The sequence below is a fragment of the Fervidicoccus fontis Kam940 genome (assembly GCF_000258425.1).
Classification (GTDB): Archaea; Thermoproteota; Thermoprotei_A; order Sulfolobales; family Fervidicoccaceae; genus Fervidicoccus; species Fervidicoccus fontis.
The window spans coordinates 1,277,487-1,300,796 of the sequence record NC_017461.1; the positions used below are offsets into that span (position 1 = coordinate 1,277,487).

Annotated in this window: 23 protein-coding genes; 20 read left to right on the forward strand and 3 right to left on the reverse strand. The window is 43.7% G+C overall.

From position 1 onward, the window contains the following. The first annotated feature begins 42 nt into the window (after window positions 1-42). The 13 genes from FFONT_RS06715 to FFONT_RS06775 all read left to right on the forward strand — a co-directional run bounded on the left by FFONT_RS06715 (window position 43) and on the right by FFONT_RS06775 (window position 13,119). A complete protein-coding gene (locus FFONT_RS06715; protein WP_014558484.1) occupies window positions 43-2,253 on the forward strand; it encodes an elongation factor EF-2 in 2,211 nt (736 codons plus the stop codon). 135 nt (window positions 2,254-2,388) lie between these two features. After that, complete coding sequence (gene ndhC / locus FFONT_RS06720) at window positions 2,389-2,775, forward strand: NADH-quinone oxidoreductase subunit A (RefSeq protein WP_014558485.1); 387 nt, start codon at window positions 2,389-2,391, stop codon at window positions 2,773-2,775. After that, a complete protein-coding gene (locus FFONT_RS06725; protein WP_014558486.1) occupies window positions 2,775-3,302 on the forward strand; it encodes an NADH-quinone oxidoreductase subunit B in 528 nt (175 codons plus the stop codon). Before ndhC ends, FFONT_RS06725 begins: the two co-directional genes overlap by 1 nt. Before the next feature lie 13 nt (window positions 3,303-3,315). Next, entirely contained in the window at window positions 3,316-3,732 is a 417-nt protein-coding gene (locus FFONT_RS06730; RefSeq protein WP_014558487.1) for an NADH-quinone oxidoreductase subunit C, read from the forward strand. Between the two features lie 3 nt (window positions 3,733-3,735). Further along, window positions 3,736-4,953 (forward strand): NADH-quinone oxidoreductase subunit D, encoded by a 1,218-nt coding sequence (locus FFONT_RS06735; RefSeq protein ID WP_014558488.1) that lies wholly within the window; start codon window positions 3,736-3,738, stop codon window positions 4,951-4,953. Further along, window positions 4,953-5,981: an NADH-quinone oxidoreductase subunit NuoH gene (gene nuoH / locus FFONT_RS06740; protein WP_014558489.1), complete on the forward strand. Its 1,029-nt coding sequence runs from the start codon at window positions 4,953-4,955 to the stop codon at window positions 5,979-5,981. Before FFONT_RS06735 ends, nuoH begins: the two co-directional genes overlap by 1 nt. Further along, window positions 5,981-6,490, forward strand: a complete 510-nt coding sequence (locus FFONT_RS06745) for an NADH-quinone oxidoreductase subunit I (protein ID WP_014558490.1) — start codon at window positions 5,981-5,983, stop codon at window positions 6,488-6,490. Before nuoH ends, FFONT_RS06745 begins: the two co-directional genes overlap by 1 nt. Beyond that, window positions 6,474-6,998: an NADH-quinone oxidoreductase subunit J family protein gene (locus FFONT_RS06750; protein ID WP_014558491.1), complete on the forward strand. Its 525-nt coding sequence runs from the start codon at window positions 6,474-6,476 to the stop codon at window positions 6,996-6,998. Before FFONT_RS06745 ends, FFONT_RS06750 begins: the two co-directional genes overlap by 17 nt. Further along, window positions 6,995-7,306 carry an NADH-quinone oxidoreductase subunit NuoK gene (locus tag FFONT_RS06755; protein WP_158308342.1) on the forward strand — a complete coding sequence of 104 codons (312 nt, stop codon included), beginning with the start codon at window positions 6,995-6,997 and terminating at the stop codon, window positions 7,304-7,306. Before FFONT_RS06750 ends, FFONT_RS06755 begins: the two co-directional genes overlap by 4 nt. 5 nt (window positions 7,307-7,311) lie before the next feature. After that, window positions 7,312-8,829 carry a complex I subunit 5 family protein gene (locus FFONT_RS06760; protein ID WP_014558493.1) on the forward strand — a complete coding sequence of 506 codons (1,518 nt, stop codon included), beginning with the start codon at window positions 7,312-7,314 and terminating at the stop codon, window positions 8,827-8,829. After that, window positions 8,826-10,823 carry an NADH-quinone oxidoreductase subunit 5 family protein gene (locus tag FFONT_RS06765; protein WP_014558494.1) on the forward strand — a complete coding sequence of 666 codons (1,998 nt, stop codon included), beginning with the start codon at window positions 8,826-8,828 and terminating at the stop codon, window positions 10,821-10,823. The genes FFONT_RS06760 and FFONT_RS06765 overlap by 4 nt, the downstream gene beginning before the upstream one ends. Before the next feature lie 6 nt (window positions 10,824-10,829). Then, window positions 10,830-12,272, forward strand: coding sequence for an NADH-quinone oxidoreductase subunit N (locus FFONT_RS06770; RefSeq protein WP_014558495.1), 1,443 nt, complete (start codon window positions 10,830-10,832; stop codon window positions 12,270-12,272). Between the two features lie 25 nt (window positions 12,273-12,297). After that, window positions 12,298-13,119 carry a pseudouridine synthase family protein gene (locus tag FFONT_RS06775; protein ID WP_148683788.1) on the forward strand — a complete coding sequence of 274 codons (822 nt, stop codon included), beginning with the start codon at window positions 12,298-12,300 and terminating at the stop codon, window positions 13,117-13,119. On the opposite strand, the gene FFONT_RS06780 is transcribed toward FFONT_RS06775, so the two are convergent. Both FFONT_RS06780 and FFONT_RS06785 read right to left on the reverse strand, forming a co-directional pair. After that, window positions 13,046-14,422 (reverse strand): replication factor C large subunit, encoded by a 1,377-nt coding sequence (locus FFONT_RS06780; protein ID WP_014558496.1) that lies wholly within the window; start codon window positions 14,420-14,422, stop codon window positions 13,046-13,048. The genes FFONT_RS06775 and FFONT_RS06780 overlap by 74 nt on opposite strands. Window positions 14,423-14,436: 14 nt before the next feature. After that, window positions 14,437-15,417, reverse strand: coding sequence for a replication factor C small subunit (locus FFONT_RS06785; protein ID WP_014558497.1), 981 nt, complete (start codon window positions 15,415-15,417; stop codon window positions 14,437-14,439). A 164-nt stretch (window positions 15,418-15,581) separates the two neighbouring features. Between FFONT_RS06785 and FFONT_RS06790 the strand changes: the two genes are divergently transcribed. The 3 genes from FFONT_RS06790 (at window position 15,582) to FFONT_RS06800 (ending at window position 17,390) form a co-directional block, all read left to right on the forward strand. Next, window positions 15,582-16,082 (forward strand): adenosine-specific kinase, encoded by a 501-nt coding sequence (locus tag FFONT_RS06790; protein WP_244403676.1) that lies wholly within the window; start codon window positions 15,582-15,584, stop codon window positions 16,080-16,082. Between the two features lie 65 nt (window positions 16,083-16,147). Beyond that, on the forward strand, window positions 16,148-16,708 hold the full coding sequence (locus tag FFONT_RS06795; RefSeq protein ID WP_014558499.1) for a hypothetical protein: 561 nt from the start codon (window positions 16,148-16,150) through the stop codon (window positions 16,706-16,708). Then, on the forward strand, window positions 16,671-17,390 hold the full coding sequence (locus tag FFONT_RS06800; RefSeq protein WP_014558500.1) for an MPN domain-containing protein: 720 nt from the start codon (window positions 16,671-16,673) through the stop codon (window positions 17,388-17,390). The genes FFONT_RS06795 and FFONT_RS06800 overlap by 38 nt, the downstream gene beginning before the upstream one ends. On the opposite strand, the gene FFONT_RS06805 is transcribed toward FFONT_RS06800, so the two are convergent. Continuing rightward, the gene (locus FFONT_RS06805) at window positions 17,387-19,066 is read right to left on the reverse strand and encodes a TIGR04190 family B12-binding domain/radical SAM domain protein (RefSeq protein WP_014558501.1); all 1,680 of its coding nucleotides are present in this window, start codon (window positions 19,064-19,066) and stop codon (window positions 17,387-17,389) included. The two genes, FFONT_RS06800 and FFONT_RS06805, sit on opposite strands and share 4 nt — an antisense overlap. Window positions 19,067-19,243: 177 nt before the next feature. Here FFONT_RS06805 and FFONT_RS06810 point away from each other — a divergent pair, with 177 nt between their 5' ends. From FFONT_RS06810 to FFONT_RS06825, 4 genes are all read left to right on the forward strand, one after another. Continuing rightward, window positions 19,244-20,467, forward strand: coding sequence for an ORC1-type DNA replication protein (locus FFONT_RS06810; protein ID WP_014558502.1), 1,224 nt, complete (start codon window positions 19,244-19,246; stop codon window positions 20,465-20,467). A 2-nt stretch (window positions 20,468-20,469) separates the two neighbouring features. Further along, the gene (locus FFONT_RS06815; protein WP_014558503.1) at window positions 20,470-20,727 is read left to right on the forward strand and encodes a winged helix-turn-helix domain-containing protein; all 258 of its coding nucleotides are present in this window, start codon (window positions 20,470-20,472) and stop codon (window positions 20,725-20,727) included. 168 nt (window positions 20,728-20,895) lie between these two features. Continuing rightward, complete coding sequence (locus FFONT_RS06820; RefSeq protein WP_014558504.1) at window positions 20,896-21,741, forward strand: KaiC domain-containing protein; 846 nt, start codon at window positions 20,896-20,898, stop codon at window positions 21,739-21,741. Further along, window positions 21,726-23,303, forward strand: coding sequence for a radical SAM protein (locus FFONT_RS06825; protein WP_014558505.1), 1,578 nt, complete (start codon window positions 21,726-21,728; stop codon window positions 23,301-23,303). Before FFONT_RS06820 ends, FFONT_RS06825 begins: the two co-directional genes overlap by 16 nt. The last annotated feature ends 7 nt before the right edge of the window (window positions 23,304-23,310 follow it).

Here is a 23,310-nt window from a genome sequence, read left to right on the forward strand (position 1 = left end):
AGAGGTTCGGAAAATTCGATAAAATACAGGAGTTGATAAAGAATGGTAAAATACAAAATGGTTCCTGAAATTTTAAAAATGATGGGTAACCTCGATCAAGTGAGGAATATCGGTATTATCGCCCATGTCGACCATGGAAAGACGACGACATCTGATACATTACTTGCAGCAGCAGGAATCATTTCACAAAAAGTAGCTGGAGAGGCACTGGCTACTGATTATCTTGAAGTAGAGCAGAAGAGGGGTATAACAGTAAAAGCGGCAAACGTCAGCCTTTATCACGAGGTAGACGGAAAGTCATATGTGATCAACTTAATTGACACTCCAGGGCATGTAGACTTTACTGGAAAGGTTACAAGAAGCCTCAGAGTTTTGGATGGTGCTATAGTAGTCGTCGATGCTGTTGAAGGAATAATGACTCAGACCGAAACCGTTCTGAGGCAGGCATTAGAAGAGAGGGTAAGGCCCCTGCTTTTCATCAATAAAGTTGACAGACTTATAAAAGAGCTCAAGTACACACCGCAACAAATGCAACAGAGATTTGTTGAGATAATAAAGGACATCAATAAGCTTATTATGAATCAGGCTGAACCTGAATTTAGAGACAAATGGCTTCTCGACCCAGCGAAGGGACAGGTTGCTTTTGGATCGGCAAAGGAAAAGTGGGGCTTTACAATCCCAGTATCCGCGAAGAAAGGGATTAACCTTTCGCATGTGATTGACGCTTATAATAAGGGGAAAGAGGCTATAGAAGAGCTCGCAAAAGAGGTTCCAATTGCGAATTCGCTTCTCGATATGGTCATTAAGTATGTTCCCAACCCGAGGGAAGCGCAGAAATATAGGATTCCAAAGATATGGAAAGGCGATATAAATTCAACAATCGGAAAGGCCATGCTCGAAGCTGATCCCAACGGTCCTGCAGTTATGCTGATCAATGACATGAGAGTTGATCCACATGCTGGATTGGTAGCGACAGGAAGATTATTCTCTGGATACCTCGAGAGCGGAAAGGAAGTTTGGCTCGTCAACAGCAAGGTCCCTCAGAAGATTCTTCAGGTCAGCTTGTATATGGGACCAACCAGAGAGGTTGCGGATAGAGTTGTAGCCGGAAACATCCTCGCGGTGTTAGGGCTTGATAAGGCTAGAGCGGGAGAGACGGTAGTAGATGTTGCCTATAAAGATGAAATGGCTCCCTTCGAAAGGCTTCACTATGTCAGCGAGCCAGTAGTAACTGTTGCAGTTGAGCCCAAAAATACTAAGGATCTTCCTAAGCTGATAGAATCTCTATATAGGCTTAGCATCGAAGACCCCAATTTAGTTGTTAAGATAAATGAAGAGACTGGAGAGTATCTACTTTCAGGGATGGGGCCGCTTCACTTGGAAATAGCTATGACATTCTTAAAGGACAACTACGGAGTTGAGGTCACAACTTCTCCTCCAGTAATTGTATATAGAGAAAGCATCAGGACAACGAGCGACGTCTTTGAGGGGAAGAGCCCCAACAAGCACAACAAGTTCTACATAAGTGTTGAGCCGCTTAATGAGGAGACGATTAAGTTAATCCAAGAGGGTCAAGTATTCAATGATCAAGATTTCAGAGACCGAGCAAAAATATTGAGGGATAAGGCTGGCTGGGACTACGATGAAGCCAGAAAGATATGGCTTGTGGAGGACAACATCAATATATTCGTAGACAAAACATCAGGCCTGCAGTACTTAAGGGAAGTGAAGGACACTATACTCCAAGCCTTTAGGCTTGCAATGAAGGAGGGTCCGCTGGCTAACGAGCCTGTTAGAGGAGTTAAGGTCGTATTGCACGATGCAGTCATTCATGAAGACCCAGCTCACAGAGGACCCGCTCAGATATATCCAGCTGTGAGAAATGCCATATTTGCAGGCATGCTATCCGCTAAGCCGACACTGCTGGAGCCTATTCAGAAGCTAGACATAAGGCTTCCCATGGATTACTTAAGCGGTGTTACCGCCATAATAACTAAAAAGAGGGGCAAAATACTCACGGTAGCTGAAGCGGGAGACCTTACCAGAGTTATCGCAGAGATCCCAGTTGCCGAGTCCTTCGATTTGGCTAGTGAACTTAGAAGCGTAACAGCAGGTAAGGCGTTCTGGGGATTGGAGTTCAGCAGGTGGTCTCCAGTTCCTGATTCATTGCTGATGGATGTTGTAAAGAAGATAAGAGAGAGAAAGGGATTGCCGTTAGAGCCTCCAAAAGTATCAGACTTTCTATCTCCATAACGCTTTTTAAATAAAATTTTAATATTTTATAAAAAATCTTTTTTATAAAAAATTTAAAAAAATTTTTGAATTTTTTAACTTTATAAAAATTTAAATATCTCAAATCATTTTCTTATATAAATTGGTGTTTATCAGGTGACAATTACCGCAATATTTTCATATGGAGTTGTTCCTGCTTTATTGTTATTCTTCCTTTTAGCGGTCATCTCTCTTCTATACTTCGTCCTCAGAAAGGAAGAAAAAACCATAACTGGACTGAAAGACGAGCGGTATGAGGCAGGGAATCCGCCGAAATATAAGGCGAGGGTAAGAGTAGGGTTTCAATATTTGGGATTCTTTATCCTGTTTGCTAGCTTTGAGTCTGTAGTTGTAACGTTTCTTCTTCTTTCTCTTTCCAGCGGTGCTTATATAAATAAACTTGCTGAATTTTTCTTATCAATAGTCCTTGTTTCTGTGCCAATCCTCCTCTACGGCATAAAGGAGGCAGAAAAAGTCGAAAATTGGGTATGGGATGAGGAATAATGGAAATTGCAATCGAAATTGCTAATAGCATATCTAATAAGATAATGCGCTTTACAATTAAACTTGTTAAGAGAATTCTGAAGCCCTTTTCAGGAATGATCGACTGGGCAAACTCCTACAGCCTTTGGCCTGTACACTTTACAACCTCTTGCTGCGGTTGCGAGTTCGCTGCAACTTACGATCCCAGATTTGACAGCGAGAGGTACGGGAGCCTTCCATTTACGCATGTAAGAGATACAAACACGATTATTATAGAAGGTACTATCAGCAAGAAAATGGCAAAGGCGCTTAAAGTCGTTTACGATCAGATGCCCTCTCCTAAGTATGTAATAGCTATGGGTGCTTGTGCAATCGATGGCGGGATTTTTTATAACAGCTACAATGTGGTGAAGCCTAGAGACTTCCTTCCAGTGGAAGTTTACATTCCTGGATGTCCTCCAAGGCCTGAGGCAGTTGAAAATGCAATATTGACAATGCAGAGAAGGATAAGGGAGCTTAGGATCGCTTCGAAAAAAGTAACTGAATAGGTGGCGAGGAAAATTGAGCGCGAGTCAGAGCGCAATTTATGTCTCAAAAGAGGAGCTCTTGAAAAAAGCGGAAGAGCTTTATAAATCAGGGTACGATCACGTAATATCTATATCCGCAGTCGACTACCCCGAGAGGAACGAAATTGAACTTGTTGTGCACGTCTCAAGCTATACTCGTAAAGATATATCTCCTAAGATCCTTGAAATAAGAACGAAGCTCGACAGGAGCAGTCCAAGAGTTAACAGCCTAACTAAGGTCTGGAGATCTGCAGAGTTTCAGGAGAGAGAGGCACATGAAATGTTCGGGATATTCTTCGAGGGGCACAGCGACCTTAAGTACCTCCTACTCGATCCTGAGGAATTCAGATTTAAATATCCTCTGAGGAAGGACTTCAAAGTTATAGTTGAGGATATAATGTTGAAGAAATGAGAGGTGCTTGAATTGCAAATTGAAAACATACAAAATCAGTTCATTTCCACGAGGAAAATAGACGATAATACAATGGTATTGTTCATTGGACCGCAGCACCCAAGTAGCGGACACATGAGGTTCATTGTCAAGGTTGATGGAGATATAGTGACTGAAGTAGACCCTGATATAGGGTATGTCCACAGAACTATGGAAAAGCTCAGCGAAACTAAAGAGTGGGTGAAAGACACCGTATTATTTGAAAGGCTTGCGATTCTAGATGCGGGGAATATTTCGTTAGGATATGTTTTAGCTCTAGAAAAGCTCTTAGGAATAGATGTTCCTCCTAGGGCTCTATATTTGAGAACGATTCTATCTGAGATAAACAGAATTGCCAGCCACCTTTATGGAATGGGAATTCTGGCGATCATGTTAGGTAGCTCAACAGGATATATGTGGTTTTTCGGAGATAGAGAGGTTCCAATCGAGCTTGCAGAAAGGATGAGCGGTGCAAGACTCACGCACTCCTACCACATTCCTGGAGGAGTGAGAAGAGATGTTCCGAAGGACTTTTTCGATGAACTTGAAAGAGGTATATCATACATAGAAAGAAGACTGAAAGAATATGAAATCATGTTTGTTAACAACCCGGTCATAAGGAGCAGGCTGGAGAACGTGGGTGTTATGTCTAAGGAAATGGCAGTCAGCCTTGGAGTAGTTGGTCCAAACCTAAGAGCAAGCGGAGTGTCCTATGATGTGAGGGTGGAGGAGCCGTACAATGCATATACGGAAATAGACTTTGAGGTCCCCATATATAAAGAGGGAGATTGTCTAGCTAGAGTTATGCAGAGAGTAGATGAAATCAGGCAGAGCATTTCTATGCTAAGGCAGCTTTCAAAGAAGATACCCGATGGACCCATATTCAATGAGAAATATATGAAACAGTTCACAAAGATAATGAAAGATATATATGATGCGGAAAAGAGGGTGAAGTTACCAGCTTCATTCTTGAACCTTAAGCCGCAGAAAGGCACCGCATATTCAAGAATTGAAGCTTCTAGAGGAGAGCTTTTCTACTATATAGAAAGTTCTGGAGATCTTAAGCCCTATAGAGTAAGGGTTGTCACCCCTTCTTTCAGAAACTCCATAATTTTGAAGTACCTACCAGTAGGATACAGGCTTGCAGATCTTGTAGCTATATACGGAAGCATAGATTACTTCCCTCCGGAGGCTGATAGATAATGGGGATCATAGAGGCAATACTCAACATAATACTCTACCCTCCAATATTTTACCTGGTAATTGTTCCAGGTCTCATAACTGTCATGGGCGCCCTTATTTTTTTGATCTGGGCTGAGAGAAAGATCGCCGGAAGGATTCAGATGAGGTATGGACCGCTGGAGATCTCCCCAAAGATAGGAGGAGCTATTCAGCTATTAGCTGATTTAATGAGGTATATGTTTCAGGAGATAATCATACCTAGGAACGTAGATCTCCTTCCATATTTTATAGCCCCAATTTTGGGCTTCGTGGTTGCACTCCTTCCAATCGCATCTATTCCGATTTCCCCATATTACTACCCTTCTCCAACCTCAAACTCTATACTTGTGGCTGTAGGCCTTACAACTCTACCTCCCCTGCTTACGATACTAGCAGGATGGTCAAGCAACAACAAGTTCTCCTTATTAGGAAGCACAAGAGAGGCATTTCTCATCTCCGCATATGAGCTCCTGATAATTCTCTCTGCGGTAAGCGCAGTAATAATATACTCGACGCCAGACTTTACCGTTGCTGTTCAGGAGCAGCATATATGGGGGATAGTTCTAAACCCGATATCTGCAATTACCTTCTACGTTTCCGTCCTCATGGCTACAGGTAGATTCCCGTTTGAAATAGCTGAGGCAGATTCAGAAATAGTCATGGGAGCGTATACAGAATATAGCGGTCTCATGTATGGGCTGAGCATGGGGATCCCATATACGAGAATGTTCGTCTACAACCTCATCTTCACTCTTCTTTTCTTGGGAGGATGGAGCCCCTTAATCGTGATCCCGGGTCATGCGTTCATAAGCTTTGTGCTTATACCGGCAATTATAGTTGTAGTTAAGGCACTGATTGTTTCGTTAACAATGGTCTTTACAAGGGCAATATACGGAAGGCTGAGGATAGACCAAGCATTAGGAGGGGCTTGGAAGTTCTGGTTCGTGGTGACCATGGTAGGAATAGCCTGGTCTATAGCGTTGGTATGGATTTCAGGAGGTGCTCTCTGATGCCAGGAAAATATGTTGACAAAAGCGCCAAAAACAGGAGGTTCAGCATCGGAAGAAAGGCGGTAAATCATACAAGAGCTCTCTTCCTGGGAGCTAAGCTCCTCTTCAAGCCAAACAGGCTGACCTTCAGATATCCTATAGTAAAGCAGGTTCCCAGCGAAAAGTACAGGGGGTTCATTATTTACAATAAGGAAAAGTGCATAAGCTGCTCAATGTGCGCAAGAGTTTGCCCTGCAAACGCTATGAAGATGTTTCAAGACACCGACAAGAAGCTTAGGCCAGCTATTAATTATGAGAGGTGCGTCTTCTGCGGGTACTGCGTTGACATATGCCCTGCAGAAGCGCTGAGGCACGCTAAAACTCATGATATTGTGTTTGAAAAGGGGGAGGAAATGCTTTACATGCTGGAGAAGTTCCAATACGATCCGGATGCGAACTTAATGAAAGCAAACATATATAGAGCTAGACTAGATCCGAAGAGGGGAATCGTATATGAGCGTGTTGAATGAACTTCCTACTATTGCATATTTGGTTTCATTCATCTCACTTGGCTTAATTTCAATAGTCCTTTCGCTGCTCATTATCAAGACTAAGACTTTAGTCTACAATGCCTTCATATTGGCGGGAATAGCGCTCTCCGTTTCAGCTCTTATTGCTATGCTCGGATTTCAGGTCATCGCAGCAATTCAGATAATTGTTTACGTGGGAGCGGCAGTTCTCTTCTTCATCATTTCTCTTTCCATGATTGGAGAAAGCAAAGCAGAGAGCGTAGATCCAGCCATTCCAGCAGTCATCGGCATTGTTTCATTCGTCGTCTTTTACCTTGTAATATATACTGTTTCAAGCTCTATGCCGGCTCAGCCTTCGCCGACAATATTAAATGGAAGCGATTTATCTTCATATCTTCTTAACGAATTTGCGTTTCCGCTCATAATCGCTTCATGCGGAATAATCATCGCTTCAGCATTCTCAATTTATTTATCAAAAAGTATCAAGAGAGGTGGAAGGAAACAATGATCGATATAATTATGGATGTATATAAGTTGGTGATTGCCGCCCTACTGGCGACAGGGCTCACAGTCATTCTCTCTTCTAAATCCCTAGTGAGGATGCTCATCGGAGCGGAGGTCATGTTTAACGGCGCCCTACTTTATTTAACCTACATTGCTTCGCTCGTCCCCGTTCAGGGCGCGGTGTATTCGTTCTTCGCGATCATTATAGCATCAAGCGAGCTTTTAATCGCTGTATCGATCGTCATTCTATACTACAGAACCCACAAAACTTTAGAAATAAATGTTGAGCAGAGCGAGGAGGAGGGGAGGTAGAAGAAATGATTCAGAACTTGCATTTGATTCTTTTATCTGTAGTCTTGCCTATAGTTTTGCTCGCATTAATGGTAAAGCTCACAAAGAGCGAAAAAGGAGTCTACTCTAGCACTATTTCAATGTACGTGCTAGCGACAATTCTCTCACTCGTACCTGTAGCTTTAAATGGGTTCACGAGCACTTATTATGATGGCTCATTTCTGAGCGCTAACTATATTGGGGTATTTGACTTTCAGGTAAATATTATCACTTATCCGATTGCAATTACCGTTCTTGTGCTTTCGATGTTAACTGCCTATTATTCCTACCCATACATGACAGGCAGGCTCAGAGCTGAAGGGAGAGAGACGAAGACAGAGCTGTCTATATTCTACTTCCTACTCTTCATGTTCACTTTGTCAATATATGCATCTATACTCTCAACAAACCTCTTGGAATTTTACCTATTTTTAGAGATCTCCTTGATCACAAGCTTTATACTCGTTAACAATTACGGATATAACGACAAAAGAAAGGTCTCACTAATTTACCTCGTGTGGACTCACGTTGGGGCAGTTCTCTTCCTAGTTGGCTCGTTAATTTTGGGGATTTATGCGGCGACGTTTGATGTATATTCGGGATATGCAAGCCTCAAAAATATTGCACAATATATTCCATCATCTGTACTGGCATGGTCCTTCTACTTAATAATGATAGGTCTTTTGGTTAAGTCTGCTTCCTTCGGCTTCCACCTTTGGCTTCCGTATGCATATGCAGAGGCACCTACTCCAGTAAGCATGGCGATGTCTGCTTTATTTACAGGCATCGCGCCTTATGCGATATTCAGGTTCGTCATTCCTGTGTTCCCAAGCATGTTTGCTAGCTTCAGCAAGTATCTCGCGTTATGGGCTGCTGTATCCATGATTTACGGAGGTCTGAATGCTCTTTACGAGAGCGATTTTAGGAGATTTCTCTCATACAGCAGCATATCGCAGATGGGATACCTCCTTTTGGCAGTTTCGACAAATAGCATATATGGCTACGTGGGACTGCTGCTTCACTACATATCTCACGCGTTTGGAAAGGAGCTCTTGTTCGGAAGCTCTGGTTCCATGATGCTGAGCCTCGATGGTGCAAGAGATATGAGGAAGATGGGAGGATTTTCGAAGGTGATGCCGATTACTGCAAATATGGCGCTTATAGGCTTTTTCAGCATAAGCGGAATGCCCCCTACTATTGGATTTTGGAGCGAGCTCTTTATACTGAGGGGCGCTGTCGACGCATTTTGGGAGATGGGAGAATTTGGCGCAACAGTACTCGCATTGATATTCATAGGCTTTTCCCTCACAATAGCTTATTCTTTCTACAATTACAAAAGGGTCTTCCACGGTCCATATTTGAATGAAAAGAGGGATGTAAGAGAGAACATGACCATAGTTCTTTCTCTAATAATTGTGTCATTGCTAGCAATTCTCATGTTCATAATTGCTCCGGCATATTCCAATGCATTAATAACTTTCATAGGAGGGGTGAGCGCACAATGATTCTGAGCCAGTTGTACTTCCTCGCGGTTCTTCAAATCTTCATTTTTGCATCAGTAATAGCTATGCTTTCATATAGTAAAAGATTTGAAAAGGTAAATTCATCTCTCAGCATTATTTCACTAACTATATCATTTTTAGCATCTCTTGCATTGCTTGTTGATATATTGGCGAATAGGGAAAGCAAAGTGGTTTCTTTGGCCAGCTATCCATTCATTGGTTTTTCGCTTTCATTCATATATGATCCGCTTTCAGTAATAATGATGGCTCTAGTATCATTCCTCTCTCTGCTCATAGCTATATACAGCACAAATTACATGAAGGGGGATGAGGGCTACAACAGGTACTTCGTGTACTTTACCTTCTTTGTTGGGAGCATGATGACGGTGGTATCTGCGAATAACCTCATCCTTCTATTCTTCGGATGGGAAGGCACGGGGCTGGCAAGCTACGCTTTGATCGGTCATTGGAGGAACGATGAAGAAGAGAGAATGGTGGGGGAGCCAAACAGATATGTTAAAAACACCCCCATGTTCTCTTATCCGAGCATGAGCGCACTGAGGGCTATACTCTTTACAAGAGTTCCCGACATTCTGATGCTTATTGCCATATTCATTTTGTATTTGTATGGAGGTAGCTTTGAAATCAACGTCCTCATGAACAAGGCACCACACATATTATCATCTCTCTACACAAGCGGGATCCTCGGTCTTACTATGTTCATGCTCAGCATGGGGTCATTAGCTAAGAGCGCCCAATTCCCGCTTCACGAGTGGCTCGTAACAGCAATGACAGGCCCCACGCCAGTGAGCGCTCTAATACACGCAGCTACAATGGTCAAGGCGGGAGTCTACTTTATGCTGAGGATATCACCACTCTTCATCTATGGTTCTTCAGAGCTCATCTCGCTCGGTGCCCCCAATTCAGCGGGAGTCCTCTCTGCAGTACACGCTTTTTACTATGCAATCTTCTTAATAGGTGCTGTTACGGCTTTCGCTTTAGGTAGCATGGCTCTCGTCGCAAGGGAAGCAAAGCTGATTCTAGCTTACTCAACTGCCAGCCAATTGGGATACATGTTTGCAGGAATTGGCGCAGCAGCTTTTTCCTCTGAGCCTTCAATAATTCTGACCTTTGTGCTAGCTCACCTAATCGCGCATGCAGTATTTAAGGCAGGACTGTTCTTAGGAGCTGGGACATTTATACATGAGGGAGGAAGCAGATTCATCGACGAATGGCCTAACCTATATAGGCTAAAAGGGTCGATGTCGATGATGTGGCTATTGGTGCTTTCTCTTGCGGGCATACCCCCATTCTTGGGATTCTGGACGAAAGACGCTTTAGTTGAGGGATATCTATCCACGGGACTTTACATTCCAGTTATACTACTCATGACAACAATACTTTTTACAGCATTCTACAGCACAAGGTTCCTTCTATACAACTATAAATTTAATAAGGGAAGCAGGGAAGTGGAGGAGCCGCCAGCATATGTTCTCTCTACATATTCGATACTAGCGCTTCTGTCAATACTTCTGGGAATTGCCTGGCCATTTATCGTTAGAGGCTTCTCCACCTTTGTTACAGCTTCATTTTCAGCGATAAGCTCCTCTTATTCTATTGAGATTGGGCTTCCAATGTATGTATCGCTGACGATAGTAGTTATTGCTCTTCTGCTGTCGCTCTCCGCATATTTATTCAATGCCATAAATTCGAAGAAGGTTGTTGAGAAAATAGGCCCAATAGAAGGCTTCCTCAGCGACAGGTGGTATATTAATGTAATTTACCACAATTTCGGTCTTCTTGTCGCTATTATCGGAAAGGCTATATACAGATTCTTTGAGAAGCCATACGACAAGCTGATGGACGTTCTAGTACCTGCAGCAGGCGGAAAAATAAGCGTTGCCTTCAGGAAGCTCCATACGGGAGGGCTGTATCTCTATATTTTTTATTTCATATTAGGAGCTTTAATATTATTATTAATAAGCATACTGTGGTGATATGAAATGCTGTCCAGTGAAAGTTTATTTTTAATAACAATTGCTATAGGCTTTATAGGAGCTTTATCTCCATTAATTTTGAGCTACTCCTATAAGGAAAAAAGCTATTTCGGTGTTTTAACCGCTCTTTCGTCCGCATATTTGTTCGTTCAAATAATTCTGCTCTCCATGCTTGTATTCAAAGTAATAAATGTCGGCTATTCCCTGATTCTTGGAGGAAAGATTTTGCTTGACGGATTTGCAGCCATACCTTCGGTATTTATAGCGTTTATTGCCCTGGTTGTGCTCCTCGCGTACGCTTCAATGGCAGATGACTTGGAAAGGTATTCTATATTCACATCTGTGCTCTTCCTCGGCGAACTGGGATCAATTCTCATATCAGAATCATCGAGCATAAGCATGTTCCTTTCCTCATGGATACTCATCGTCATATCATCATACATTGCTATAGCGAGCGAAAAAAGCAAGCTGAGCTCTGATGCTGCTCTCAAGTACTCTCTCATGGGTGTAGTCTCCACCGCATTTATAGTTTTATGGCTGGGCAGCGGGATTTACTTCGGAGGAGATGAAATATATGGAGGAGTGTACCCCCTAACGAGCAAGCTCGCGATGATCGCAATAGTTATGCTGACTGCAGGGATAGGGTTTAAGCTGGGGATATTTCCATTCCAGTGGTGGATGGTTGATGTATATTCATTTGCCGATGGGAAGTCAGTTTCCCTCATAACTGGAGTGATAAAAGTAGGAGTAATTTTTGCGTTTACCAGGATGCTCTACTACACTTTCTACCTTTCCCCATCAAGCGTTGCTCTTCTCATGATTTCGATCTTAAGCATACTTACAATGACTTTTGGGAACTTTGCAGCATTTACTTCGAAAGTATTTCCGAGGATACTTGCATACAGTAGCATAGCGCAAATAGGATACATAATGGTAGGAATGGTCGGACTTCTAAACGGTGCAATTACCGGCAACCAAACTTTAGTGCTCTTCTCTTCTGCAGCTATAGCTGTTCAGGGTTTGAGCTACGCACTTTCAAAGTCTTTAAGCTTTTTAGTTTCCGGCAGATACGGTTCTATGGTGGAGCTTTCACAGCTTAAGGGTTTGTACAGAAGAGACCCTGTTGTCGCGTTCTCAATTATAGTTGCAATGCTCAACCTATTAGGCCTCCCGCCTCTCTTGGGATTTTGGGGAAAGGTTTATCTATTTCAGGCAGGACTAACCTATAGCATATGGCTTGTAGTAATTGCCATAATTAACAGCGGAATATCAAGCTTTTACTACGGAAGAATAATAGCCGAGATATTCAGCTCAAGCGAGCAGCAGGGAGAAGATATGAAGCTGAAGGCTATGAGGACATATGTAATCGTACTGGCAATTTTGCTTATAGTGCTCGGACTTGGATTAATACAGGCGATGTTCAGCTATATGGGCATTCATTACTTCTAATTTTTAAACTTTCAGGAGCAAAGCTATGAGGAGGGTATTGGGGTTCTTAGTTTCTTATAACGGGCTCCTCTTTTACGGATACCAGAGGCAGCCAGATAAGCCGACTGTCGAATCTGCAATTTTCTCCTCTTTTGAAAAGAGTGGATGCATGGATGGGGAATCTCTGAACTTTTATAGCTATGGAGGGAGGACCGATAGGGGGGTTAGCGCATTAGGGCAGATTTTTACCATCTCTCCATCTCCTCTTTGCGAAATTCAGGACTTCATAAGAGAGCTGGAAAAAAGGTCCGTAAGGATTTGGGGGATAAGGGAGGGCATGCCACCTCAATTTCATGCGAGGCACTGGGCGTTGTGGAGGGACTACGTTTACATATTCCGAGAAGAGGATATAAGCATTGACCATAAGTGCAGCGAATCTATTAAAAAAGAGCTGCATTCAAGGCTAGATTTTTCCTTTTTGTATAAGGGATCGAAGATAGCAGAAAATAAAAGGTACATGAGGAGGAGGATCTTGAAGTTCGAACTAGAAAAAGAAGGAGAATGGACCGGGATGTTCGTAAGGGGGGAGACATACCCCTTTCACTTTGTGAGGAGGCTTGCTTCTTTCGTGAGAGACTACGACTGCAGCAGGAGCTTTGAGGAAAACATACAATTATGGAGGGTGTCGGAAGCTGATCCTGAGAATCTTATATTATTCAGGGTGAAAATTCCCTATCAGTTTAAAAGAACTATTCCGCTAGAAAACATTGCAGAGGAGCTCTTTAAGTCTTTATTCAAAACAACTGAGTCTGACCTCCCCTCTTTTTTGAAGTCCTTCCTTTCGCTCTCTTGGCCTGAGTCCTACTGATTTCCGCCTTTTCGGCGCTCTTCTCCTGCCTTTCCGCTGCCATTTCAGCAAATGCCTTTTCAACCTGCTTGTCTCCTACAATGACTGCCGCTTCTTCAACCGTTATTCCGTAGGACCTACATATTTGGACGAAGTGGGGTGGTGAAAGTCTGTAGATGGACCTTAAATAGGGCAGGAGATCCTTTTTGCTCTTTGAAGTAGACTGGCTGAGCCTTTTGGAAAGCTTTTGAAGGGAAGAGTTTAAAAGCTCTCTGCTCCTCTTTGTTTCCGACAGCATTTTCAGCTTGGATGGGTAGTTGTATTTTAGCCACTTGAACTTGGTCTTTTTCCTGGAAAATGATATCGCTGGGCCGATCATCTCCGTTATATATGCGAGGAAGTCATAGTTTCCCGTCTTCTTAATAATTCCCCTGTAAACATCTGCCCTTGAAAGCGCTTGAAAGGCCAGATAAGCGTCCTCGGGATCTGTGAGCTGAACGGGTATGTTTTCGGAGAGCCATTCAATAAGCGTATCAGTATCAACCTCGCTGTGCGATATTGCATTTCTGCTCTGCCATACATATTTTGAAGTGAATATATTCCTTAGGGTGTCAAATGGGTTGAGCTCTCTATCTCTGTAGTATGTTAGCTCTGTTGCGAGCTCCTCATTCACCTTTCCGTAGACCTCAGCTATGCTTTGAAGGTCATTTATGCAGGCTCTCAGATCTCCCCTGTTTTTCTCGTAGATGACCTTCAGCCCAGCATCCTCGCACTCCACTCCCTCTCTTTCGCATATGATTTTAAGCACTGTGAGCACGTGTTTCTGATTCAAGTTCTTAAGCTCTATCATCACAGCGAGGTCCCTGATGGGCTTCAAATCAGGATGAAATGCGTTGTTCGCTGTGAGAATTATAGGATTCTTCGTCTGCGTAATGAGCTGCACGATAGCCTCAATGCCTCCCTTATCTCCAGTTGAGGAGAGCCCATCAACTTCATCGAGAAGTATAAGCTTCTTCCTTCCAGTGAGCGTTCCCTGGATCGCTGAGTTGTAGACCTTTCTGTATATGTCGTCCCTCCTCCTGTAATCGCTCGCATTAGTTTCAACTATTTCGTAGCCGTAGTCATTGGCCAAAGCTTCAATAAGAGAGGTCTTTCCGACCCCTGGAGGACCGTAGAGAAGAACAGCCTTTTTTGTGGGAGCCCTCTTCTCCCAATCCTTTATCCATGAGGTTATGATCGCGACAGCAGTTTCTTGGTTTACGTATTCTTTCAAACTCTTAGGCCTGTACTTTATAATCCATGGGAGGCCTTTTTCTGCACTCATGAAATTTTCCTCTTTCAAATCCTCTTTCTGAGCAGGACAAGCCATGCGAGGAAGCTGTTCAGCTGTATCTCGTCATCGCTCCCTTCAGTTATCCTGAAAAGTATCTCCCCTGTGTAATCAGCGATCATGAGCTTCATCTCCTCAGACAAATCTATTTCATTGCTGAAGATCTCCTTGTGGATCTGCTTTATAACATCGACTCCACTTAGTCCATAATCCATCATGAGCTTTCTCAGCCTCTCTCTTGCTCCGTTGAAGTCTCCGCTTAATGCTAAATTCAGCATCTCTCTTATCTCCTTTGGATGTGCCAAGCCGACTACTTTGTATACCGTATCAACTGTCACCTTACCTATGGCGCTAGCAGATTGGAGAACATTGATGGCCTTTCTCATATCTCCCTCGCTGATCTCAAACACCGCTTCCAGCGCGCTTTCTTCGTAGCTTACAGATTCATTTTCCAGTATCCACTTCAGCCTCTTTATCACATCCTCCTTCTTGAGCGGAGAGAACCTGAAGAGGGCGGTCCTTGACTGAATTGGCTCGATTATTTTGCTTGGATAATTTGCAATTAATATGAATCTGCTGGTGAGAGTGAAGTTCTCCATCATCCTCCTTAAAGCCTGCTGAGCATCAGAGGTGAGGTTGTCAGATTCGTCAAGTATTATGAGCTTGAAGGGCACCCCTCCAACAACGCTCGTCCTTGCAAACTCCTTTATCTTCCCCCTTATGACGTCGATCCCCCTCTCATCTGAGGCATTGAGCTCAAGAACGAACTGCTGGTAGTTCTTACCGTATAGGTCGTGTGCAAATGCGAGAGCTGCAGTGGTCTTCCCTGTCCCAGGAGGACCGGCGAACAGCATATGAGGAGCGTTCTTCTCCTTTACAAACTTCTTAAGCCTTATTATCGTCTCCTCCTGATCCACGATCTCATCTAGAGATCTCGGCCTATACTTTTCAGCCCATAACAAGTAATTTTCCGAATTTTCATCCGACATACAGGTCACCGCGCGCTTAAGGGAAAGCACACAAAAACAAAATAAGCTTGATTATTTTTAAATGCGGAAACGTATTTATACTTTATTGCAGTGATAAATGGGAAACTTTGGAAATCTTTTTTAACATGTAGTAATTTTTTATATATTTAAAAAGGGTGATTTTGGTGAACGAGGTAAAGATATTCTATGTTAACATCCCTGTGCCGGAGGACGTAAACGTCATAATCGGTCAGTCTCACTTCATTAAAACTGTAGAAGATCTTTACGAGGTTCTAACTACTTCGAGTACGTGCATAAAGTTCGGAATAGCATTCAACGAGGCAAGCGGAAAGAGGCTCATAAGATACGATGGAAATGATGAAGAGCTCACTCAGATGGCGGTAGATGCAGCTAAATCCATAGGGGCTGGGCACGTTTTCGTAATATATATAAGAAATGGTTGGCCTATCAACGTTCTAAATGCGATAAAGCACGTCCAGGAGGTATTAAACATATATGTTGCAACGTCCAACCCTGTTCAGGTGATAATAGGAGAGACGGATCAGGGGAGGAGCGTCCTCGGAGTGGTTGATGGATATACCCCACTCGGAGTTGAGGGAGAGGAGGATAAGAAGGAGAGGATAGAGTTCTTAAGGAAGATCGGTTACAAGAGAGGATCCGCTTAATTTTTTATATAACTAAAAAGCTAAATTAACGTTTTTATAGCATGATAATTAATTTGGTGTAAGTTTTGCCTCAAAAAAACAATGAGAAGAAGAATGAAAGTCCTGTAAAGGCTGTAGCATACATAAACGTATATACCCCAGAAAGCATAGAGGTCAGGGGGATAAAGCTTAAAGCGTATGTTTTAAATGACAAAGAGAGTGCAATTAAAGAGATCACAGCACCATCAGTTTTAGATATAGTAAGCAAAGCTAGAGAGATTTTGAAGAAGCATTTAAGCGGCGAGCTCAAGAATCTGAGCGGTGGGCTCATAACTGTGGACATCTCCGGAAAGGGCTTTTCCTTTTACTATGGGGAATACATAGGGGAAGAGAGAAATAAGGAGCTCCTTTTTCCCAGGCCGGCAAAGTTACTGAAGATTGGATACTATGTGAATGAAAACGGAGAAATGAAGAGGAAATTGGCAAAAAAGAGCTTCGATAAGGAGTATTATGTATATGAAGGAGAGATCCAGTTCCCTCAGGGGATTGAGGGGATCGTCTTGGCAACAGAATACGGAAGCAGGAGCATCTTCAGATCGGGAACCGGCAATGAAGTGGCAAGAAGTAATAAGGAACAGCAGAACTGAAGGTCTAGCAGAGAAGTGCATGCTCATCCTCGCTTCAGAGGATGTTGCAGAGGAGACGGGGGTCCAGCCTCATTTGGACTTCTCCTCACTGACCATATATTCTGAATCCTCGGACAGCTATTTAGAAGATTATGTAGCTCAAAACTACTCTGAGAATATTAAGATACTCAGTGAGCCACCTGATTCAGGCTCACTTCCTCTGGAATCCTCATATTCCGAATACCTCAATATGGTTTTAAGGGAACTGGCAGACTTATTGATACAGGTTGTGAAAAGAACTGATAGCATAGATACCGAGCACGCTTTATTCCTTACGAAGGAAGGCGATCTTATCGTTTTGGAGGGAGAAAGGCAGAAGGTCGTCCTTCCAGAGCTTAAAACCTGCCTCTTCCTCCACACTCATCCAAACGGCGTCTGCCTTCCTTCGAAGAGGGACATTCAAAGCGCATCTAGTTTTTTCATGAACGGAGGGATCCTTTTCCTCATTCTATCAAGCAGGTGCTTTTTCTCCATGTATAGAAGCTCTCTTATAAATGAAAATGACGTTTATGCTTTAAAGAGGCTGGAGAATGAGGTTGAAAAGGCTTACCTCAAAAGCTTCAATCCGATAGAATATTTCAACGAAAGCTTAAAAGGGAGCAATATAAAGGTCAGAATCCTCCCTCCTCCCTTCGGTATTTAAGCGCTGAAAATGCTGTTTATTATGGACATCAAAATTTCCGATCCCTTTTTCCTTGCCATTACCGCTTCTATTAGGTTGGTGTGCGGGTAGAGGTCGTTGATATCTACAGTCTCCTTGTTGTCGAGCTCAATTGATTTATCGCTGTATGCGCTATCGATCCTTTCTATTATTTTCCTTGAAGCTTCTTCGCCTATAAGCCCAAAGCTCGCCTTAAGCCTTATCATTTCTTTCGCATTCTGGTAAGTAGACTTAGCGATATCGTCTTTGCTCATGTATCTAGTGCTGTAATTCAGCATATACCTCCAGTCTCTATTGTTCTTAATGAGGCTGTAGTGCCCATCAAAGCTCCTGGTTTCCAGATTATATCCGAACCTTTCAGGGTAGTTGAACACCAGCGACCCTGGATCGACGAATGGTGCAAGAGGAGCTACGAAGTAATCTATCTTTCTAGCATTTTTCTTACCGACTACATCGCTTAAGATGTGTCTGATGTATTGAGGAAGCATTGTTGAATCCTCAAATGTCTGCTCTGGCAGCCCTATCATAAAGTAGAGATCGAGCCTGGAAAAATGCATGGAGACGGTGCTTCTTATGAAGTCTTCCAGTTGCTTGTTTGAGTACGGCCTTCCGAACCTCGCTCTTACATGCTCATTGTGAGTCTCAGGACTTATTTGGAGGTAGACATCCGTTTTTAAGTTATCGAGAATCTTCAAGAGCTCTATAGATGGAGGCCTGAAGAACTCGAAGAATACCCCCGAATCGATTTTTGAATCATTGAGCTCCCTAACGAGATTTTCAGTGAAATTCATTCCCATAAAGCTCATATCGCCAATGAAGAAAACCGGTATCTTCATGTATTCCTGCATCGTGGCTACTTCGTTCATAACAGTCTTAAGGCTCTTTTTTCCAAGCTCGCCCCTGCCGAGGTACTTCTTAAATGTGTAGTTAGATCCTCCGCACGTTACACAGCTATACCTGCAACCTTTAAATGATATGACCGCCCCGATCGGATCCGTAATGAAGTTGGCAAAAGGGATGAAGCCGACTGGATCTGAGGAGGAGATCACGTGATTTAAGAGAGCATCATAATCGACTCCGAACTCATCGAGGTTGCTGTATGCGTGGTTCAATGCATTGACCTTCACGGTTCCGTTATGCCTGTAGGCTAAATTGGGTATATCTTCAATCTTTTCTCCTCTTCCAGAAATATGACGTATCAGCTTCTCGAAAATCGGCTCAGAAGTATCCCCTAAAATTACGTAATCGATCCATGGGTATTTCTCCATTATTTCTCTGTGGAAGATAGTGGCGGAAAACCCCCCGAGCACAATTTTCGCGTTGGGATTCAGCTCCTTTATAATCCTCGCCGACTCAATTGCTCCATGGGCGTGGACTAGCCAGTGCAGGTCTATTCCGTATAGGAGGCTGTCTGAACTCTTTATGTAGTCGGAAAAGCTGTATGACTCGTTAAGAATCATTAGCGCAGCGGCGTTGTGTATCCCTACGCTGTAACCTCTTTTTATGAGGTAAGTCGCAATAGAGAGGAATCCATATGGATACATGTCGAAGACCGGAGAGGAGGGGACTACATCGCTAACAGGACCGAATGCCCTTTTCTCTTCTCTGAAGTATTGATAGCTTGGAGGGTGAATGAGCAGAAGATCGAGCGTCTTCAAAGCTATCTACCTTTTTCAAATTACAATTTTAAAATATTTCAATTAGGTAATTTAATAAAATTTCTCGCCTCTTTTCAAAATAAGGGAGCGTATAATACTTTCGGTCAACTACTTATTTAAACTAGAAAGTGATCTTTAGATCTTGTATGACAATTATTTTGCACCTGGTGCACGGGATTGCCCTCGGTAGAGAAAATTATAGAAGATGAGATATCCTCTCCCTCGGTCTTCAAAGAGAAGCACAAGCTATATCCGGAGTACACTCCATCAAGCCTCCCCCACAGAGAAAAGCAACTTAAGCAGCTGGCGCAGCTCTTTAAGAGCTTCTTCTCATCCCCGGGCGAAGAAATGCAGAGAGTTATGCTCGTCGGAAGCTTTGGGACGGGCAAAACCGTTACTTCTAAGCTTTTTGGAGCTTCCGCCTCCTCTCTTGCGAGCAGGAACGGAATAAGGCTCAAATACGTCCACGTGAATTGCTATAAATCCAGGACGCTCCCTCAGATCATCTATAACATTTCCCTGGATTTGGGAATAACTTTGCCGCAAAGGGGGCTGAGCGCACAGGAGCTTATGAGGGGACTTATAGAAGAGCTCGAAAGGAGAAATACATATGCGATAGTTGCCCTGGACGAGTTTGACTACTTCGCGCTCATGAGCTCAGGTCTGAACTCGATCTACGTATTGGTCAGGGCATATGATGAGTACGTAAACAAAAAGAAGAGGCTGCACTTCATATTCATTTCGAGGAGCATAAGCACACTCGAGAATATCGACCCATCGTCTTCTACGTACTTTCTCAAGAACATAGTTGAGTTCTCTCCATACACTTATTCTGAGCTTTACGACATTTTGAAGGAAAGAGCTGATGAGGCGCTATACCCAGGGGTTATAAGCGATGATGAGCTTAAGTACATATCGATGATTGAAGGCTACGACAAGGGAGGGAGCGGAAGCGCCAGAACGGCGCTGGAAATACTGGTAAGAGCGGGAGAAAGCGCAGACAGCGAAAAGAGGAGCTCAATAACTCTAGATGACATAAGAAAAGCACATGTAATTGTTAAGCCTGAGCTAGCTATGCTTCAGGACCAGGTGAGCGCTCTAGACAGGCATGAGCTCGTGCTCTATCTTTCAGTCATAAAGGCGTTGAAGGGATCGGGCTCAGGCTTTGTGAGGATCGGGGATGTCGAAAAAATCTATAGGGTCCTCTGCGAGGCCTACAATCTACAGCCGAGAAGGCACACTCAGGTTTATACGCACATACTCGAGCTTAGAAGCATGGGGTTCATTCAAACGAAGAGCAGCGGGAAGGGATTCAGAGGAAAGAGCACTCTCATCGGAATAAGCGCTGCCCCGCTGTACGTTCTTGAATCTAAGGTCGAAGAGCTTCTCAAGAGGGAGTAAAAGTGGAGGAAATAGTGGGAAGCATAGGGAAGGTCAAGATACTGAAGGTTATATACAAATTGGGAGAGGTGAACATCACGAGGATTTCTAGGGAGACTGGACTAAACCACAAGTCCGTTTCTATTCACTTGGAAGAGCTCAAGAAAATGGGAATAGTATATGAGAGGAGGTTCGGAAGGGTCAGGATGCTCTCTCTAAATTATTTAAATCCGAAGGTCCTCGTACTATCAGACCTCCTCAACTTTCTGAACGATGAATGAGGCTTCTTGGTTGAAGCTTTATAGCTATTGAGACGCGTCCTCATCGCACAGATCAATGTGCCTTCTGACCGAGGGGAGGGCGAGAGATCTAGTAAAAGAATTAAAGTAGGGATGCAGATTATTAAATTGGTGAGTGAATTTTAATTATTAATAGGGAAATGAGAGGGCATGAGCGAAACGGGACAGCAGGCAGCTGTGGAAAGATTGAAGACTGGAGTTAAAGGCTTCGACGAGCTCATTGAGGGGGGAATACCGAGGGGCTTTTTCATCTCCATAGTTGGAGAGCCGGGCACCGGCAAGACCATATTCTCTATACACTTTGCTTGGGAGGGGATAAAGGAGAGCGATAGGGTGATATATGTAACCACTGAGGAGAGCAAGGAGAGCATAGTTCAGCAGGCATCTCAGTTCGGAATGAACTTCAGAAAGGGGCTTAATGAGAAGAAGATGATAATTATAGATGCATTGATGAAGTCCAAGGAAGAGGAGTGGACGCTCAACGATCTAAATATCGAGGAGCTCGTGAGCAAGGTAATAGAGGCTAAAAAGGCTCTAGGATACGGGAGAACGAGGCTCGTAATCGATAGCATGAGCGCGTTTTGGATAGATAAGCCCGCCATGGCGAGGAAGATGAGCTATTACATAAAAAGGGTGCTCTACAAATGGGATGTAACAGCCTACCTGATATCTCAGTATGCGGTTACAACTGACCTCGCATATGGTTTTGGACTCGAGCATATCGCAGACGGGATAATACGCTTTAAGAAGATACTCTCAAGAGGCGTTCTCAAGAGGTACGTATTGGTTGAAAAGATGAGACAGACAAATCATGACCTCACGTCCCATGAAGTGTACATAAAGCCCGGAATTGGTATGGAGATAGGTCCCGGTACAGAGAAGAAGAGGGAGGATTTCAGGATCAATCCAGAAGTCGCAAAGAAGATGGTTGATGCGAAGAACAAGGGGATAAGGGAGTTTTTGGGCGAGGAAGAGAGCGAATGGCCAGAAAAGTAGTTATCTTAGACGGATATACCGATGAGCCTGCAGGTCTCGGAGTGCCCCCGTATATCGATGTCTATCCCAGGTACATCGCGGGGGCAGTGTGGAGCATTGATCCTGATGCTGATTTGAGGTACTATACAATAGATCAGGTAAGAAAGGATGTAGATTCTTTTGTGAAGGAGGCAAATTCTTCCGATTTAACTGCAATTGTCGCGGGGGTGGTAGTGCCTGGAAAGTACATCGGAGGAGAGCCCATAAGCGCTGAAGAGCTGAAGCTTCTCGGGAGGCTTTTAGGCAACACATTTACGGTCCTCGCAGGGCCTGTTGCTAGGTTTGGGATAGGACAGGAGGGAGGGAAGATAGCCACTTCTCCGGAGCACTTTAAGTCGATCTTTTCAGCGGTTGTTCGGGGGGATCCGGAGGAATATGTGAAGCAGTTGCTGAAAGAAGGTGAGGTCAGGGCGAGCGAATATGCGATGAGGAAGGACTATTCCGAAGTCAGGAGGTTCGCAGTGCTTGGAGCTAAAATAATCACGCAGCACCCCAACTTCGGGTACAACCTTACAGTGGAGCTTGAGACGTATAGGGGATGTAGCAGATGGATAAGCGGAGGTTGCTCCTTCTGTATTGAGCCCCTTTATGGGAGGCCTGTTCAAAGAAATCCTGAGGATGTAATACTTGAAATGAGAGAGCTCTACAGATTGGGAGCTAGGGCTTTTAGGCTCGGAAGGCAGTCAGATATTTTGGTCTACGGGTCTAAAGAGCTTGGAGAGAAGGAATTACCGAGGCCAAATCCAGAGTTTATAGAGCGCTTTTTCCAACTTGCTAGGGATGCTATTGAGGGCTCAGTCCTCCATGTAGACAATTCAAACCCAGCGGTAATAGCCAAATACCCGGAGGAAAGCAAGAAGGCTATGCTTGCAATGATAGAGTATCACACTCCTGGAGACATTTTGGCTTTCGGGCTTGAAAACCTAGACGAGGAAGTAGCCGAGATAAATAACCTGAACTCTAATGAGGAAGTAGCTTATGAAGCGGTAAAGGCAGTTAATGAAGTAGGGTTATTGAGGGGGGACAACGGCATGCCGCATCTGCTTCCGGGGCTGAACTTCATAATAGGACTTCCAGGCGAGCGCAAGGCGAGCTTCGAGAAGAACATCTCCTTCCTCGAGAGGATATATGAAGATGGCTTTGCAGTCAGGAGGATAAATATAAGGAAGGTTTTGGTCATACCCGGCACGAGGCTTTCGGTGATGTGGAGGAGGGAGTACCTCGAGAGGAATGAAGAAGAAGCGGAGAGGTTTGAGTGGATAGTGAGGCACGTTTATGATGTAAAGTTTTTGAAGAGGATCCTACCAAGGGGGACCATTTTAAGGGATCTTTATGTAGAGAAAAGCTCCAACGGAAAGACATATGCGAGGCAGCTAGGAACTTACCCGCTTCTTGTGGAACTCAGCGGAACTTTCAATAGACCGTGCATTTTAGATGCGGAGATAATAGGATACAAGGGCAGGAGCGTTAAAGCCAGGCCTGTAGGAGAGAAAGATTGCACCCACGTCATGGCCGGTACTTAAAAATAGA

Bases quoted from the DNA above. Each gene is read 5' to 3' on its own strand.
- FFONT_RS06715 (WP_014558484.1), top strand. From the start codon at position 43: ATGGTAAAATACAAAATGGTTCCTGAAATTTTAAAAATGATGGGTAAC.
- FFONT_RS06725 (WP_014558486.1), top strand. From the start codon at position 2,775: ATGGAAATTGCAATCGAAATTGCTAATAGCATATCTAATAAGATAATG.
- nuoH (WP_014558489.1), top strand. From the start codon at position 4,953: ATGGGGATCATAGAGGCAATACTCAACATAATACTCTACCCTCCAATA.
- FFONT_RS06745 (WP_014558490.1), top strand. From the start codon at position 5,981: ATGCCAGGAAAATATGTTGACAAAAGCGCCAAAAACAGGAGGTTCAGC.
- FFONT_RS06750 (WP_014558491.1), top strand. From the start codon at position 6,474: ATGAGCGTGTTGAATGAACTTCCTACTATTGCATATTTGGTTTCATTC.
- FFONT_RS06755 (WP_158308342.1), top strand. From the start codon at position 6,995: ATGATCGATATAATTATGGATGTATATAAGTTGGTGATTGCCGCCCTA.
- FFONT_RS06760 (WP_014558493.1), top strand. From the start codon at position 7,312: ATGATTCAGAACTTGCATTTGATTCTTTTATCTGTAGTCTTGCCTATA.
- FFONT_RS06765 (WP_014558494.1), top strand. From the start codon at position 8,826: ATGATTCTGAGCCAGTTGTACTTCCTCGCGGTTCTTCAAATCTTCATT.
- FFONT_RS06770 (WP_014558495.1), top strand. From the start codon at position 10,830: ATGCTGTCCAGTGAAAGTTTATTTTTAATAACAATTGCTATAGGCTTT.
- FFONT_RS06775 (WP_148683788.1), top strand. From the start codon at position 12,298: ATGAGGAGGGTATTGGGGTTCTTAGTTTCTTATAACGGGCTCCTCTTT.
- FFONT_RS06780 (WP_014558496.1), bottom strand. From the start codon at position 14,422: ATGAGTGCAGAAAAAGGCCTCCCATGGATTATAAAGTACAGGCCTAAG.
- FFONT_RS06785 (WP_014558497.1), bottom strand. From the start codon at position 15,417: ATGTCGGATGAAAATTCGGAAAATTACTTGTTATGGGCTGAAAAGTAT.
- FFONT_RS06800 (WP_014558500.1), top strand. From the start codon at position 16,671: ATGAAGTGGCAAGAAGTAATAAGGAACAGCAGAACTGAAGGTCTAGCA.
- FFONT_RS06820 (WP_014558504.1), top strand. From the start codon at position 20,896: ATGAGCGAAACGGGACAGCAGGCAGCTGTGGAAAGATTGAAGACTGGA.
- FFONT_RS06825 (WP_014558505.1), top strand. From the start codon at position 21,726: ATGGCCAGAAAAGTAGTTATCTTAGACGGATATACCGATGAGCCTGCA.